Source organism: Companilactobacillus futsaii JCM 17355 (assembly GCF_001435505.1).
Classification (GTDB): Bacteria; Bacillota; Bacilli; order Lactobacillales; family Lactobacillaceae; genus Companilactobacillus; species Companilactobacillus futsaii.
Genome location: NZ_AZDO01000003.1, coordinates 25,118 through 41,079 on the forward strand (window position 1 = coordinate 25,118; position 15,962 = coordinate 41,079).

The 15,962-nt window shown below is 34.2% G+C and carries 9 protein-coding genes; 4 read left to right on the forward strand and 5 right to left on the reverse strand.

Annotation, left to right across the window (positions count from 1 at the left end):
* Positions 1-3 precede the first annotated feature (3 nt).
* From FC88_RS00320 to FC88_RS00335, 4 genes are read right to left on the reverse strand one after another with little or no spacing between them, the layout of a single operon-like run.
* A complete protein-coding gene (locus FC88_RS00320; RefSeq protein ID WP_057811822.1) occupies positions 4-483 on the reverse strand; it encodes a hypothetical protein in 480 nt (159 codons plus the stop codon).
* Positions 484-528: 45 nt separating this feature from the next.
* Complete coding sequence (locus FC88_RS00325; RefSeq protein ID WP_057811823.1) at positions 529-3,339, reverse strand: helicase C-terminal domain-containing protein; 2,811 nt, start codon at positions 3,337-3,339, stop codon at positions 529-531.
* 24 nt (positions 3,340-3,363) lie between these two features.
* Entirely contained in the window at positions 3,364-6,972 is a 3,609-nt protein-coding gene (gene addA / locus FC88_RS00330; protein ID WP_057811824.1) for a helicase-exonuclease AddAB subunit AddA, read from the reverse strand.
* A complete protein-coding gene (locus tag FC88_RS00335; RefSeq protein ID WP_057811825.1) occupies positions 6,965-10,459 on the reverse strand; it encodes a PD-(D/E)XK nuclease family protein in 3,495 nt (1,164 codons plus the stop codon). Before FC88_RS00335 ends, addA begins: the two co-directional genes overlap by 8 nt.
* Positions 10,460-10,561: 102 nt before the next feature.
* On the opposite strand from FC88_RS00335, the gene mvk reads away from it, so the two are divergent.
* From mvk to fni, 4 genes are read left to right on the forward strand one after another with little or no spacing between them, the layout of a single operon-like run.
* Positions 10,562-11,512 carry a mevalonate kinase gene (gene mvk, locus FC88_RS00340; RefSeq protein WP_149029839.1) on the forward strand — a complete coding sequence of 317 codons (951 nt, stop codon included), beginning with the start codon at positions 10,562-10,564 and terminating at the stop codon, positions 11,510-11,512.
* 1 nt (position 11,513) lies between these two features.
* Positions 11,514-12,470 carry a diphosphomevalonate decarboxylase gene (gene mvaD / locus FC88_RS00345; RefSeq protein ID WP_235526883.1) on the forward strand — a complete coding sequence of 319 codons (957 nt, stop codon included), beginning with the start codon at positions 11,514-11,516 and terminating at the stop codon, positions 12,468-12,470.
* A 24-nt stretch (positions 12,471-12,494) separates the two neighbouring features.
* On the forward strand, positions 12,495-13,574 hold the full coding sequence (locus FC88_RS00350; protein WP_187323374.1) for a phosphomevalonate kinase: 1,080 nt from the start codon (positions 12,495-12,497) through the stop codon (positions 13,572-13,574).
* Positions 13,567-14,613 (forward strand): type 2 isopentenyl-diphosphate Delta-isomerase, encoded by a 1,047-nt coding sequence (gene fni, locus FC88_RS00355; protein ID WP_057811829.1) that lies wholly within the window; start codon positions 13,567-13,569, stop codon positions 14,611-14,613. Before FC88_RS00350 ends, fni begins: the two co-directional genes overlap by 8 nt.
* Here fni and FC88_RS00360 read toward each other — a convergent pair.
* On the reverse strand, positions 14,610-15,962 hold the full coding sequence (locus tag FC88_RS00360; RefSeq protein WP_057811830.1) for an RsmF rRNA methyltransferase first C-terminal domain-containing protein: 1,353 nt from the start codon (positions 15,960-15,962) through the stop codon (positions 14,610-14,612). The genes fni and FC88_RS00360 overlap by 4 nt on opposite strands.

The window sequence follows — 15,962 nt, forward strand, 5'->3', positions numbered from 1 at the left end:
TTTTTAAATATTATTAATGATCTGAATACTTTTACCAGTTTTAAAATCAACTAAATTGTAGCCGATTTTACCATTTTTCTTTTGGAAAGTTACTTCCCAAGTAGGTTTCTTTTTATAAATTCCTAAATTTATATGCAAAATCTTCTTAGCACCATAACGTTGGGCTACTCCATCAATAATCGTTTGACGAACTGGTGCATTGTTTTTGTTGAAAATATCAGTTTTACCACTTTTGGCATCAATAACGATGTATCGATACTTTTCACCTTTTGTTAAACCACCGACTGCATAATATTGCTTTTTACGCGTATAGTTACCGAAATAATCAGGCTGAACGATGCCAGCCTTTTCTTTGGCAATTTCGTTAGCTTGTGATTTAGCACTCGAGTTTGGTGCTGTCGAAAGATTCAAATAGGTTAATGCAGAAACTATTGCTAATGCAATTAATGAAATGGTCAATAAGATTTTTGTACTTTTATTCATAATACTTCCTTTTTTACTAACAAAAATAGTATAGCAATAATTTACTTAATTCAAAAAGTCATTTATATCTTTTTTAATAGAATCCATATCCTCATTGATTACTGGTAATCCTTTTGGCAACGAATCCAAAATAGTTTTACCATAATTCTTCGTCAAAATACGATTATCCAACAATAAGATCACGCCCCGATCATTGGGAGTTCTAATCAAACGACCCAAGCCTTGACGTAATTGTAAGATAGCATTTGGCAAAGAATCAACTTTAAAAACATTTAAATCTTGTTGTTTCAAAATATCCTGTTTAATTCTAACATCTGGTTGTTCAGGTGATTCAAATGGAATTCGAGTCACGATTAGGATTTCTAGAACTTTTTTAGGAAAGTCGACACCTTCCCAAAACGAGTTTGCTCCCAATAAGACCGATCGACGACCAATTGCAAAACGTTTCTTGATCTTTTCATTAGAGCCGGTCACACCTTGCGCCAAAATCTCCCATTTTTCTTTAACGTCCGTTTCCATCAGCCGTTCATAAACTTTCGCTAAAGTGTTTAACGAATTGAACAAAATCATTGTTTGATGGTTTAAATTATCCAGAATATCAACAATATATTCTGTAACCATATCAAAATATTCTTCACTGTTAAGCGATTGGATATCTGGTAAGTTAGCTGGCAAATAAATTTTACTATTTTTAGAAATACTATTCATATCCGGCAAAATAATCATCTGATTAATTTGATTCTGATTCAATTGGGTATCCAAAATAAAATGTGAAAAATCCTTTTGAATCGTAATAGCCGCACCTATTGCAAAAATCTGGCTAAATCTATCTGTCGTATCTGCAATCAAATCACGAATATCGTATTGTCGCCAACTGATTTTCAAGGTTTTTGGATCGTAGTAATCACGCATTTCTAATTGTAAACCAAATTTATTATCAGGACTCTTTAAAGCTTGCAACAGTTCATCTAGGTTTTTCAAAACTGTTCGCAATTTAGCATTTTCAATCGTCAAATTAGAGATTACCTTGGATAATTCCACTGAAATAAAGTTTTTCTGGAAATTATATTGATCAAATAAAGTTTCAACTCGATTGGAAATCAACGACAATTCAACAATCAAATCAGACAATAATTCAGCTAATTGATCATTATCTTTACCAAATTCGTTGCTACTGTCTAAAATTGAAACGAATTCTTGTCGATCTTTGAAACTAACTTTATTCCGAATATAATTACCAAAAATATTGTATTCGATGCGTTCCATTAATTCATCAACCGCTTGAAAGTGAGTTTCCATCGTCTGTAGATCTTGGTAATTCCATAACTGTGTTGTTACTTCAGTAAAAGCATAACGCAGCGTTACACGATTTTGATAAAGAATATCGCTGATTTTTTTGACGTATTCATTCAATTTCAAAAAATCAATCGTTGGTGAACTAGCATCCCGCAAACTACCGGCAAAATGATTAGCTTCATCAATTACTAAGTAAGAATTTCCACCCCAAAATTGACTATCTAGATGTCTAGCTAAGAATGACTGGTTAGTGACTAAAATCTTAGATTCTAAATAACGATTTTGTTGATAAAGCCAAAAATCATCATTGCTATAAATTGAGTTTTCTTTGGGTTCACCACGATGTCTAATAATGCTAAACAAAGGACTGCTGTAATTAGTTAAATGTAATTCACTCAAATCACCGGTCGTAGTCATCGTCAACCAAACAATAATCTTCATTTTTAAAATAGCTGTGTGACTATGCAAACGATAATTATCTAAAGCTTCAGAGAAACGATCCAAATCAATGAAATTATAACTACTCTTAACAATTTCAGCATGATAATTATTACCTGTTACTTGGTTCAATAATGGAATCGATTGCTCAACGATTTGCTGTTGCAAAACCTTTGTTGTTGTTGCAATTACCAGTTTTTGATCACTGTTGATCAAATAAGATAGTGGCAACAAATAACCTAGAGTCTTACCTGCCCCAGTTGGCGCTTCAATTAGATTCCACTTTTTATATTTGTCACGATGTTGACTAGTCTTATAAATATTATCCATCAACTTGGATTGGTTCACTCGATAATCAAGAATGCCAGCAAGTAATTTCTTTTTGGCTTCTTTAGATTGTGGATATTTAGTCGAATGATCAATTTGTTCACTAACATGGAAATCTTTTTTTCGTAAAATAAGACCTCCACGCTCATACAAGTAAGCTGGTAAAACTTCTGTTCGAGCATTCTTTTCTCGCTCTTCTAAAACAGTTTTAAAGACTAAATCTGTTTCCCTCAAAGTATTCTTACCAAATTTAGCCAATAATCGCAAAGTATCTAAAGGTAATTGCTGAACTCGTTTTAAAATAACTAAAAACAATTCTGCAGTAACATGAGCATCACTATTAGCACTATGTGGATTCTTATGGACGATACTCAAATAACGTGTTAAATCTTGTAACTTATAACTACTGATAGTTGGAAAGAGAATTTGCGATAATTCAACGGTATCGATAGCTTTGACATTTAGTTGATTCATTCCGATACGTTTAAATTCACGATTTAAAAAGGTCAAATCAAAATTCACATTATGTGCAATAAAAACTCGATTTTTTAAAAGTTTAAAGATATCAGGTGCAACTTCTTCAAATGTAGGTGAATCTTTAACATCTTCATCACTCAAACCAGTTAAGGCAGTAATTCGATTAGGAATCGATACCTTAGGATTGATTTTTTGATCATAAATATGCGTGATTTCACCATTTTCGATAAGGGCACAGCCGAATTGAATTATACGCCCGTTGTCATGCCAATTAGAATTGGTCGTTTCCAGATCAACAACAGCGTAAGTGTTTTTCAAATCATTCACCTCTCATCTTTTTTCTTAAAGTTTAACTGCTTGGTCTTTCTTCAAGAAATAAAGATATTTGCCCAAAACGGGCTTTTTCTTGATTGCTTCAATCGCTTTTGCGTACAAATTAACTTGTCCTGAATACTTCTTAACAAGTTCATCTTCATTTTGGCTAGTAACATGATCAGTTTTGTAGTCAAAAATAATTACGCCTTCATCTAATTCAATCACTCCATCAATAATACCATGAACTAAGATTTTATCGTTAATAGAATAATCTTTTGCAGTATCTTTAAATAATTTTCTGGCCGGCATCAAAATTGAACAAGGAAATTCTCGACTGACGTTTTGATGATTAGTGACAATCTCTTTGCCTAAATCACTTTGGTAAAACTTAGCCAAACTAGAGCAATCGATTTTTTTCGCTAGTTCCGGTGTCAATAATTTTTCATTCGTCATTTGAGTAACTAATTCTTCAAAATCGTCAATCTCTGGTGTCTTTTCTATATTGATCTTTTGAAGAACTAAGTGAGTCGCACTACCAACTTCAGCATTGGTAACTTTTTTGGTCTTCGTCAAAAAATCCGGTTGAGCAAATGAACCTAGATTATAACGTGATTTTTCTGGCAACATCTCGGCCATATTTTCGTTGTCAGGGTCTTCAAACAAACCTTTGATTTCAGAAACGGATTGATAAGCGGTTGTTTCGACTGATTCTTGATATTGATAATTCAGATCCAAAATATCAGCAACAGCATCCTTGAATAATTGACTGGGTTCTTTAGGAAGCAATTTGATTTTTTGATTTTTAGGAGCCTTAGTATCTTCAGCTTTAGCCGCAATTAATTTGAATTGCAAGTGACTGTCTTCATCGTAATAATCAGGAGCAACAGCATCTTGTAAAGTACTGATGCCCACTAAGTTCTGAAAATTATTAGCTTTCATCCTAGTAGATTCATTGACTAAATTATTAGTCATAGCTACATTATTCCAAGTTTTTAATAATTTATCTGAATCTTTGGTAAAGCCTAGCATGATCAACTTTTGCTTAGCTCTAGTCAAAGCTACATACAATAGCCGCATTTCTTCAGAAACGGTAGCAATTTTCTTTTGATAACTAATAATTCCTCGTGGGATCGTTCGATATTTGATTCTCGTTTCGTTGTCAGCCACCGTTATCCCAATACCTTTTTGAGCGTCAAAGACCGTGTCTGAATTAACATCCATCATATTGAACTTCTTATCCATATCTAAATAGATCACGATTGGAAATTCCAAGCCTTTTGAACCATGGACTGTCATAACTTTGACAGTATCATCGTTAGCTTCAATACTATTAGGCTGCGAAAGGTCTTTGTCTAATTTTTGCATCCGTTGAATAAAGTTAATGAATTGGTGCAAACCTTTATAATTATTTTCTTCATATGCGTTAGCCCGCTGGTACAAAGCATGTAAATTAGCAGCACGTTGTTTGCCACCTGGCATCCCAGAAACATATTCCAAAATACCAGTCTCTTGATAAATTTTCCAAATCAAACGAGCAATACTATTTTTATTAGCAAAATCACGATAATTATCCAGTTGAACTAAAAACGTACTGATTTTATTTTTAAGACGTTCTTCAGCATTTTCAAAAGCTGCATATTCATTTAAGGCCGTAAAATAACCATTACGTTTATCGATCAATCTGATTTTGGCTAATTCTTCTTCATTCAAACCAACGATTGGTGACCGTAAAACGGCAACTAGTGGGATATCTTCGTATGGATTATCAACTAGTTTCAACATCGACATCATAATTTGTAATTCCGTTGTCTGGAAGTAGTTCTGAGCATCCTTGACCATGACGGGGATATTTACCTTAGAAAAATAAGAAATAATATCGGTATTGTTATCCCTAACTCGTGACAGTATGGCAATATCAGAATATTTCAGTGGGCGAATCTTCTCAGCTTCAGTATCAGCCTTTATTTTGCTGTCGTAAATTTCAAATCCTTGGTCGATCAAACTCTGAATTTTTTTAGCAGCGGCACTGATCAGAGTTTGCCGTTTTGTGACTTCTTCATCTTCATCACCAATATAAACGTCAAACTCATTAGTCGTATCGACAGAATCAGGAAAATTAGTCCCCGTAATCAGTTTAGATTTCTCATCGTAGTCGATATCACCAATCTTTTTATCAAAAATCCTAGTAAAAATGTTATTGACGAAATCATCGACAGCTTTTGAGGAACGGAAATTCATTGATAATTGAATCAATTCATCATCATTATCTTCTTTTTGAAAAGCTTCGTATTTTTCGGTAAACAATCTAGGAGCTGCTTGTCTAAAACCATATATCGATTGTTTGATATCCCCTACCATAAAACGATGATTATTCTCGCACGACAATAAATCGATGATCTTATCCTGCATCGCGTTAACATCTTGATATTCATCGATCATTAATTCATGAAATTTATTTTGGTAATACTCTTGAGCAATTCTTCTACCATCAACTTCCCCCTCTAAAATATCGACTGCTCGATGTTCTAAATCATTAAAGTCTAGGACGTGACTATTCGTTTTGAGTTTTTGAAATTCCTTGATAAAGCTGTATTCAACTTCAACTAATTTTTGTACTAAACTTTGAGCAACTCTTAGAGCTTCATCAACACCAGCTTCTGGTTTCAAGAAATAATCAGTGACGAGACTCTTCAGTTGATCATCTAAAGTCTTCTTGACCTCCCCTGTTTCATTCATAAGCGAAAGGTCTTTTCCTTCTTTATCAGCTTTGGTAACACGTTGCTTTTTATTCTTAAATTTAAAGTTATAAAAAAATTCTTGTAATTGATCATAATTATACTGTGATAACTCAGCATAGATTTTTTGCAATCTTTCTTCAGCTTCTTTAAAGACATTTAAATATGTTCCTGCCAACTCATCTTCTAAAGCTAAATCTAGGCCTTGTTTGACCGTCAATAAAATTTCATCTAGACGTAATTTGATCTGGGGCAAAAATTCTTTTTGATAGAAGTCACTCTGACTAAATGACTTTTTAAATTGATAAGTCTTGCTTAAATTATCCAAATAAGCTCTAGTATCACTAGTTGTAATTGCAAAATCGTATAGTTTAAAAATAATATCTTTTAAACCATCATCAGTTTTGTCATTAGTAAAATTATCAGTCAATTTAATGAAATCTAAATCACCTTTGCTGTAATACTTATTACGAATGTTATCGTAAGCCTGTTCTTGAATAATCGATTTTTCAGTATCATCACTCAATAAGCGAAAATTAGGGTCTAGGTCGATCACATAATAAAATTTCTTGATCACACTTAAACAAAAGGCGTGTAAAGTACTAATGTTAGCCATCGGAATATGAAAAATCTGTTTTTGGAGACGTCTTTTTTCTTCAGCGTTATTAGTTTGATTAACGGCATCTTTCAAGGCTTTAAGTAAACGGTCTTTCATCTCTTGAGCGGCTGCTTCGGTAAAAGTTGCTACCAATAGATTATCAACATCTTCATCGCTTTTTAATTCACGTAAGATTCGTTCGATTAAAATGGTCGTTTTTCCAGAACCAGCGGCTGCAGAAACTAAAATATCATGTCCACGATGTTCAATTGCTTTTTTCTGATCTTGTGTCCACTCAGGCATTGTCTTCCTCCAAAATTTCTCCGATTTTTTCTAGTACATCTTTTTTGTTGTAGTTGATAATATCGTGATATTCATTTTCTGGTAACATTGCATCAAATTCAAAAATTGGCCGAAAATCACTATATTGTAAATCGGTAATCTTTTTATAACGATAAGGATTAAGATTTAATTTCCCTGAATAAATCTTCTCCCCAGCAGATTTAATCAAACGACGATTATAATTGAGAATCTTGAACAAATCTTCATCAGAAATTACATTGTCTTTGCCAAAGCTGACTACTGGAGACCTAGATGATCTTGCATTTTTAGCAGTTCTAGCTTCAGTATCAAAATTATCCAACAGATCCTCATCATTTAGTAAAATCCCTTGCAGTTTGAACTGTGACAATATTTGTTCAGCAATCGGTACTTGTTTTTTACTTAGCGGAATGAAGGGATTGCTGATGTGTTCATATAAAGCTCCTCCAACTTTTACGTCAGAATTATCTACTTTAAATAGTTCCAAATTGTTATTCAAGCTTTGAATGTAAGTTGGCATCTGCATAGTGATACCATTTAAAAATTGTGGGAAATTGAAATCTTTATCGCTTGACTTATAATCGATAATCGTCAAATAAGCTAACGCTTGTTCTGGCAAAAGCATTTCATCGATTCGGTCGATTTTTCCACGGACGTTGATCTTGTGATCACCAGATAATTGATAAGACAACCCTGGTAGATCTTGTTGATTATTGATCCGGCCAAAGGTAACTTCAGAACGCTTTGGATTAAAGCCATTTCTTTGATACTGTTGTCTCATATTTTTAACTAATTGAACTAGGGTACTTTGCAATTTGTCAGAAATATAAAGCATTCGCGCAGATGATTTGAATATTTTGTTTTCCGGCAAACTGGCCTGTTCTTCAAATAAATCAGCGATCAGTTTCGTTATTTCTTGATCATTAAAATCGACTAATTTTTGATTATGTTGATTAAGATATTTGACCAAGCTATCTAAGACGGCATGAAAGACTGAACCTGTTTGAGCTGGTGTTATTTCAAATAATTGTCGTGGATACAAACGTAAACCATATCTCAAGAAATATTCGTATTCATTTTTGTAGAAAGTTTCCAATTGAGAAATTGAAACATTGATATTTTTTCCATACAAAGCATTGACCGTCTTTGGAGTTAAATCAACCGGCTTATTTTGATAATTCAAGGAACTCAAAGCAAACTCAGAGGTCTCTTTGTCGCGTCCTAACAATTGTTTACGCACGTATTGCCAGGCGTCTGGTAAATCAGCATTTTTATCCAAAGCGCTTCTGGAAATCCTAATTAAATAATTCAAAGTTGAAGCTTTTGAACCAATGTATTGCAAAATATGATTGTCTTCTAAGTCATCAGTCGCTGGGTTGAGTAGCTTGTCTTCAACTTCCAAATTAAAATGGTCCTTGATTCGCTTGACATAGCTGGATAATTCCTGCTTTTTGTTATCTTCAGTTAAATTAGGATAAGTGAAGATCAAGCGCTGTGAACTGGCTGTAAATGAAATATCATGCAAGTATGGCTCGGCATTATTGATCACTTCATCTGATTCTTTCAAATACTTACCATCAGTAAAATTATTATTCAAAAATCCTCGCTCATCATCAGTCACAAGATTATTAGAAACTGTTGACCCTGGCATATTGGCGGTAGTTGAGCCCAAAATAAAAGTGATTTTTCGATTATTTGGTTGAATCATTCCAATTTCTGAAATACTTACAGCATCAAGTGTTGAAGGAATTTGTGAATAAGTAGCATTTTCAAAAGCTGCATCCAAAATACTAATGAAGTCTTCTGATTCAAATTCTTTTTCACCAAAAACAGTGACATATTCGTCCAAAATTTGATTGAATAAATTAACGATTTGTTCAGGTTGATTAGCCAAAGTTAGATTTTGTTCTTCAGTTGCTTGCTTTTGCCAAGTTAACAAAACATCAAAGACATGATTATTAGTCAAAAAAGCATATAAAGCAGAGGCACTTTCTAATGAAGACAATTTCTGATCCAAAAACTTGCCTAATTGTTGATAGATTGATTTTATGAAACTCTTAATGACATTGATCAATTGATATTCATGGATTTTTTCGGCATCAACTTTCTCATCCAATTGAACAACTGGTTTGAAGACAGCACCTAGCCAATTCTTTTTAGTCGTACCATTGGCTAAAGCATAATTTTCCGTGAGATCTAAGGCTTGTCTAAAAGTTGCTAAATCATCTTTGAATTCATCTGGAATCAATAACTCGGTTCTTAACAAACTGATAACATCGTCTTCTTGCATCCCTTTGTTGTGTACAGCAAACAATAAATCGATCAATCGCTTGAAAGGATGGTTAGCCATTTTCTTTTGTAAATCGATGAAATAAGGAACTTCATTATTTTCCATAAATGATTCAACGAAAGAGCCATATTCCGATAAATTACGAGCTAAAATCAAAAAGTCATTGTAGCGATAATCTTGACGAGCGACCATTTGTCGAATGTACGAACTAACCGCAGAGATCTCGGTCTGTTTGTCCGTACATCTCCAGACTTGAACTGAACGCTTATCATCAAAAATTGAAGGTTTGATATTTCCCACGCCACTAGATTGAATCCAATAATTTTCCAATTTAGCTAAGTCGGAACTGATTCTTGGCTTTTGTGCAAAATAATCTTTACTAGCAATTTGTTGTTTTTTGGCAAAATCATTCAATTGTTGGTATGTTGAATCTGCTCGATAATAAAAATCAGCTGGATCAGTTTGTTTTGATTTTTCTAAAACTAATGACACATCTAGATTGCCACTATTGATCATCAATGATTTCACCAAATTTAACTCGGTAGCTGTAAATGATGAAAATCCTTCGATATAAAAATGATATTGATCGGTTTTAATTTTAGTATTCAAAAAATCAGCCAAAGCATTCAACTGAAAATCATTCGTATTATAATTTTTAATTTGTTCCAAATAAGCTGTATAAATCAAATTCAATTCTTGAATTTTATCGGCAAAAACATCTTGTCCATTGTCATTCAAAACTAATTCGATATCTTCTGGCTGAACTTGACCGTTCATAAACTCATTGAATTGGGAAATCATTTGATCCAAAAATCCCGGTTTATCGATCATCCCTGAAAAAATCTTCAAATTCTTTTTATGAGTTTGAACGATTTCTTTTAGCAACATAGCTGCTTTAGTTTGCGTTAGGCTTTCTAAGTTATACTCACCACTGTCACGCAAAAAATACCAAGCTAAACGTGAGAACGAAAAAGTTTGGACATTATTTGTAGCAATCAATTCATCGTCATCATTACCAAATGATTTGAGGATATTGACTTCAGATTCGAATTTTATGTGATTGGGAACTAAGAAGAAAAATTGTCCCGCTGGATCTTTTTTAAAATCTTCATTAAATAATTCCATCATTTTTTGATGATGGTCAAATTGGTTCTTACCTAATACAAAATTTAATGTCATATTTATTCACCCGCAAAAATTTTATCATAGTTAACTGTCATAAAGTGGAAATCATCACAATAGATGTATAAAATAAATACTTAGAGAAACTGAGGTGAGCATGTGCTTAAAGGAATAGGAAAAAGTCACGGAAAAACAATAATTATGGGAGAACATGCGGTAGTTTATGGCTACCCTGCATTTGCTATCCCATTATTAAGTACACCTGTGATCGTAAAAATAAAACAAAGTGAGAACAATTCTTTGATCTCCAAGTACTATGCTGGAAAAATCGAGCAAATTCCAGACTCTTTAGCTGGAGTTAAATTCTTAATTGGTCTGTTAGATAAAGAAATGAATAATAATCATGTTAATTACACGATCAGTATCGACAGTGGCTTACCTATTGAACGTGGGATGGGTTCTTCAGCTGCGATTGCTTGTGCTATCACGAGAGCATTTTTTGACTTCTTTGATCAAAAACTTGATCATCAAACATTATTAAACTACGTCAATAAATCGGAAACCGTTACTCATGGTAAGGCTAGTGGCTTAGATGCTTTAACGGTGAGTTCAGAATATCCTATCAAATTCAGTAAAGACGAAGCTCCAAAAGCCTTTACGTTTAATTCAGAAGGCTTCATCGTGATTGCTGATTCTGGTGTCAAAGGTAAGACGAAAGAAACTGTTGCTGATGTTAGAAAAATGTACGACGAAAATACTAAAGTCATTGGTGCCTACTTAAAACAATTAGGTGATTACGCTACTGATGCAAATAAATATTTAAATCAAGGTAATTTGAAACAGTTGGGATTAGTTTTCTCCCTAGCTAATGAAATTTTAACCAAGTTGAATTTAGCCATTCCCAAAACTGACAAATTAATCGATGCAGCAAATCTCGCTGGATCATTAGGTAGTAAGATCACTGGTGGTGGTCGTGGTGGCTGTATTATTTGTTTGGCTCGCAACCTAACGAATGCCCAAATGATTCAAAAGGCGCTCATTAAAAATGGAGCGGAACAAACTTGGATTCAACCACTATCAATTTATGCGGAGGATTCAGATTTTGACTAAAATGGCTCGAGCTTATACAAATATCGCCCTAATTAAATACTGGGGCAAGAAAAATAAACAATATAAACTTCCCTACACGAATAGTTTGTCACTGACTTTAGATAGATTTTATACGGATACGCTTGCTACAACTATTGACAATGACAAAGACATCATTTCACTGAATGATAAATTATTAAACGATGCAGAAAGCAAAAGAATCCGCAGTTATTTAGATATCGTCAGACAGATGTATTCTTTTGATGATCACTTCCAAATCACCACAATAAATCATGTTCCAACTTCAGCTGGTTTTGCATCGTCTGCTTCCGGTTTTGCAGCTTTAGCTGGTGCTATCAATGAAACTAAAAAATTAAATCTTAATAGAAAACAACTTTCAATTTTAGCTAGAAATGGCTCAGGTTCTGCCAGTCGTTCAATTTATGGAGGTTTTGTTGAATGGATTGCTGGTCGCGATAATGAGTCCTCTTTTGCTGTGCCCATTGACGAAACCCCAGACATTGACTTAACCTTACTATCGGTTGTGATTAATCAACATAGTAAAAAAATTTCTTCAACTGTTGGCATGGAAAATAGTGTAAAAAGCTCCCCTTTTTATTCAAATTGGGTTACACTTGTGTCTTCAGAGATAAAAGAAATTAAGCAAGCGATTGCTCAAAAAGATTTACAAAAAATCGGAGAGATTTCCGAGCACAATGCAATGAGTATGCATGCTTTGACCTTGTCTGCAAATCCTTCGTTCACTTATTTTGCGCCAGAAACGATTCAAATTATTCAATTAATTAAGGAAATTCGTCAAAAAGGGATTTTCGCGTATGCTACAATTGATGCTGGTCCAAATGTTAAAATAATATGTACGAAAGAATCAATTCAAAGGGTTCAAACATACATCAAACAACAATTATCAAATGTAACGACCGTCGTTGCTAATATTGGTCACGGGATTGAATACATCTGATATAAATTGAAAGGTATGATATTTTTGTCTACAGGAAAAGCACCTGGAAAACTATATTTAGCTGGGGAGTATGCGGTCGTTGAAACGGGATTTCCCGCAGTTTTGACTTCCGTCAATAAGTATGTGACTGTTACCATCAACAAAGCTAAAAATGGTGGAACAATCCAATCGAAAAATCTCAATAAAGAGTTGATTCATTGGAATCGTCAGGGAACAGAATTAGTTTTTGATGATACAGAAAGCCAATTGCAATACATCTTGGCTGCTATCAAATTCGTTGAGAAATACGCTTTAGAGTGTGGAACTAAATTAAGTTATTATGATTTATTAGTAACTAGTGAATTAGATTCTTCTGATGGCAAGAAATTTGGTTTAGGCTCATCAGCCGCAGTTACTGTAGCTGTTGTGAAAACTTTAGGTGATTTTTACCACTTAGGATTGTCAGCAATGGATATTTATAAAATTTCCGCTATCTCCCACTTGTCAGTTCAAGGCAATGGCAGTTTGGGAGACATCGCTGCTAGTGCTTTTGGTGGCATCGTGGCTTACTATTCACCTGATCGTAACTGGATTTTTAATATGGTAAGAAATCACAGTATCACAGAAATTTTGTCACTCGATTGGCCCAAATTAAAAATTCAGAGTTTAAATCTTCCTGACAATCTAGAACTAACAGTTGGTTGGACAGGCTCTCCTGCTTCAACATCTATCTTAGTTGATCGAATCGCTTTGACTAAGGCTCAAAAAGTTGAAAAGTACCAAAATTTTCTTCACGCCAGTCGTAGAAACGTTGAAAAACTAATCGACGGATTTAAAACTAACAATTCTCGCCTTGTCAAAGAAACATTCAGTAAGTACCGCAATTTGTTAGCAGACTTAGCTGAATTCAGTGACGTTCACATTGAAACAGAACTCCTAACAAGACTTTGTGATATTGCTGAAAAACTTGGAGGTTCTGCCAAAACTTCTGGTGCCGGTGGTGGCGATTGCGGAATCGTTTTGAGTGACATGAACCTTGATGTGACTGAATTAAAAAAAGAATGGCAACAAGTTGGGATTACCCCACTTACTTTAAAAATTGGAGACACAATTGCTCATGCCTAAACAAGATGCACAAATGCAACGTAAAGTTGAACATCTTTTCTTAGCTGAAAAATTTTTTACCGACGAATCTTTTGCCGACTTCGACAGGGTTCGCCTTCTTCATAATGCTTTGCCAGAATTGAAAGTAAATGACATTGATTTAACGACAGACTTCTTAGGTAAAAAAATGTCTTTACCGATATACTTTAATGCAATCACTGGTGGTTCTAGACCATCGCATAAATTCAATGCCGAGTTATCACAACTGGCAGCTAAATTAAATATTCCGGTTTCCAGTGGTTCAATGGGTGTTTACCTGCGCTTGCCAGAAGAAACTAAAGCTTCTTTTACAACTTTAAGAGAACACAATCTTAATGGTTTTGTAATTGCTAATGTTTCAGCCAAGGTCAATGCTAAACAAGCTCAAACTGCTATCGACCTTCTAAAAGCTAATGCTTTACAGATCCATCTTAATGTCTTGCAAGAATTAGCTATGCCTGAAGGTGATCAAGAGTTTTTCTGGATGGATCATATTAAAGAAATTGTTGATACGGTAACTGTTCCTGTTATTGTTAAAGAAGTTGGTTTTGGGATATCTCAAGAAAACCTTGCGCAATTATTCAATATTGGTGTTAAAAACGTTGATATTTCAGGCTTCGGTGGAACTGACTTTGCTCAAATTGAAAGTGAAAGAAATCATGAATTAGATTTAACTTATTTAGACCGATTCTCGCTTTCAACGGTTGAATCACTCTTGGAATCAAGGAGCTATCAAAACAATTTAAATATTTTTGCTTCTGGTGGCATTAGAACGCCGATGGATGTTATCAAAGCCATACGTATGGGTGCTACTAGCATTGGTATGTCAGGTTTAGTTTTGCACCATTTACAGAAGTACTCTCTTAGTGAAACAGAAATTTTCTTCACTGAATTTGTCAAACAACTCAAATTGATCATGGCTGCTATCGGTGCTAAGTCAATTGAGGATATCAAAAAAGCTCCCATCATTTTCGACGGGAACTTAACTAATTATATGAAACAACGTCATATTAACTTCTAACGTCTTAATCCTTTTGGATAGACGTTTTTTATTTGCTGATTACTGTAACGTCCCCAACTAAATAATTTACCTTCATAAGAAAGGCCGATCCACTTGTTGTCAAAATCTGGACGTTTACTTAAAATTACTGATTCGCCATGTAAATACTTCTCATATTGTTCTTGATTTAATTCGAATACTGTTTTTAACTCATTAGGTTTGAGTGCTAATACCCACGCGATATCAGGCTCAAATCTATTTTTTTTGAACTCGCCAAGCTTTAGACCATTTCGTAAAATATGCAGTCCTTTGAAGCGATTGTCTAAACTAGCCGCTTGATACAAGAAATCATTGATTTTTAGCCAGTTGTTTTCTGATAATGAGGTCAAATTAGCTTTGGCAAATTTATTTACGAATTTAAAATCATCTTTTTTCAAACCAGTATTGATTTGACGTTCTTTTGCTTGTGATTTTTCGCCATCCTTGATCATCTTGCACATAAAATGACCTTCACCATTAAATCGATCAGGAAACATTCTTAAAGCTTTCTTTAATTCAGGGTTGTCATTTCCCCACTCTGGACGTCCATCTTCCATACCGGCATATTTCTTCACGTCAACTAAATGCATGTCGGGATACTTTTTCAAAAACCAGTCGATATTTTGTTCGTTTTCTTCTGGAGAAAAAGTACAAGTTGAGTAAACTAAAGTACCGCCGTTATCTAATAATTTGTAGGTTGAGTCTAGAATATGTTGCTGACGATTAGCACATTGTTCGACGTAATCCAGTGACCAATATTGAGTCGATTTCGGGTCTTTTCTAAACATTCCTTCTCCAGAACATGGCGCATCAACCAAAATCTTATTAAAAAAGTTGTTGAACTTCTTCTCAAAATCCTTGGGAGAATTATTCGTTACAACCGTATTAGTAATCCCCATTCTTTCAATGTTAGAAGACAATACTTTAGCACGCTTAGAATTAATCTCATTGCTGACTAAAAGTCCCTGAGAGGCCATTTTTGAGGCTATATAGGTTGTTTTGCTACCGGGAGCCGCACACAAATCCAAAATTTTGTCATTTTTAGTAGGATCAAGAATTTCTGTTACATACATAGCACTAGGTTCTTGACTATAAACATATCCCGAAATATGGTCGATCGAATTACCATCGATATCGCCGTAATAACCGATGTTACTGTATTCAATCGGTTTGTCCAAAGAATAGACGACATTTTGGTAATTATCTTTCAATGGATTCAAACGAAAAGCCTCTTGGCTATCTTCTTGAATAGCGGAGAGCAATTTTTCAGCTCTCTTCCCCATTAATTTACGATATTTCTCTTTAAAGTCATTGCTTAAATCGACTTTCAT